General features: G+C 65.1%; 2 pseudogenes. One reads left to right on the top strand and one right to left on the bottom strand.

Annotated elements, in window-relative coordinates:
• Positions 1–537: 537 nt before the first annotated feature.
• Positions 538–907: pseudogene (locus HCC78_RS32505) on the top strand (transposase); the annotation flags it as partial.
• Between the two features lie 2 nt (positions 908–909).
• On the opposite strand, the pseudogene HCC78_RS32500 reads toward HCC78_RS32505, so the two are convergent.
• Positions 910–1,488, bottom strand: a pseudogene (locus tag HCC78_RS32500) (IS5 family transposase); the annotation flags it as partial.

Here is a 1,488-nt window from a genome sequence, read left to right as displayed (position 1 = left end):
CCGGTTCACCTTGTCCAAGGGGCATGCAGCCTTCCTGTCCGGCACCGCCGTTCCGTGCGGCGTGCCGCGGAGCGAGCCGCTATCCGCCATTGGTCCGAGGACCGTGTATGGATGGCCCCTCGGCAGGAGCTTTGCCTGGGTTCGGCATTCCGGTTGGTCGCGGCCATGTTGCGAGGGGCAAGTGCCACCGGTCCGAACGCCGCCCCGGGCGCGCCTGATTTGCGGCATGAGGGGCCGCACGCCCTGATGGAGTCCGCTGGGGGACTGGTCCCGATCAACGGCCCGCGGTCTGAGCCGCACCGGTCCGGACCGCGTGTTCCGTCCGTCCCGCCTCCGCCCCGTGCCATCGCCTCGCATCGCGCCTCGCCATCCTCGAGCCGCGGGCAATGAGCGCCCGGACGGTGCGGGCACGGCGCGCGCGGCTTCGAGCAGCCGGTCCAAGTCGTGAATGCCCTTCGCGACCGCAATCCCGAACTCCGACTGATTAGCCCCGTGTATCGTGGACGCCTTCTCCGCTAATTTTGAGGCAAGGAGGCCATGATGAGCAACAGCAAGTCCAGCGACGATTTCAAGAGAGACGCTGTCGCGCAGATCACGGAGAGGGGCTACCCGGTCAGGGAGGTGGCCGAGCGTCTGGGGGCGAGCCAATACTCCCTCTACTCCTGCCAGAAGAAGTTCGCGAAGGGGTCATCCGGCGACGCTGAGAAGGACGCCGAGATCCGGCGGCTGAAGAAGGAGCTGGTGCGGGTCCCGGAGGAGCGCGACATCCAAAAAGGTCACCGCGTATTTCGCCAGGGAGTGAGGGCAGGCATGCCATCGGTTCGAATGCCTGCCCGAACAAGTGAGATGCGCGTTCGTGGCCGAGCATCGCGGACAGTTCTCTGTAAGGGCCATGTGCCGCTGCCTAGGTCATGTTGACAAAACGCGGAGCCAGATGCGGACGGACGCGATGCCGATGAACCCGAGGAAACTCAGGGAGGTCTTGTCATAGCGCGTTGCCACCCGGCGCCACTGCTTGAGCTTGGAGAAGCAGCGTTCGACCAGGTTGCGCCAGCGGTAGAAGTCGCGGTCGACAGCGCGCCATTCCTTGCGGTTGCGCCGCATCGGGATGACCGCCACGATACCACGTTCCTCGAGCTTTTCCCGTCCCTTGTCAGCATCATGGCCCTTGTCGGCGAGGAAATGTTCAGGCTCCGGCAGATCCTGCGCCATCACCAGGTCGAACCCTTTCACGTCAGCCGTCTCGCCGCCGGAGATCTCGCTGCGCATCGGCAGCCCCGCACCGTTCACGCGGAGGTGGATCTTGGTCGTGAAGTGGAAGGCGGATCAGAAAACGATCCGCGGGATCGTTTTCCCGCCGGACAGTCGAGAACGGCCGAAACCTTCCATCTGAGTCCCCCCCCCTTGAGCCCGCTGCCTGCTGATGGGCGCGGATCACCATTCGGCGCTGCGCTCGGACCAGTGGCGCTTGCGCCTCATTATCGATCA

The organism is Mangrovicoccus sp. HB161399 (genome assembly GCF_013184745.1).
Classification (GTDB): Bacteria; Pseudomonadota; Alphaproteobacteria; order Rhodobacterales; family Rhodobacteraceae; genus Mangrovicoccus.
The sequence above is the reverse complement of the archived record's forward strand: the minus strand, read 5'-3'. Positions and strand labels throughout refer to the sequence as shown.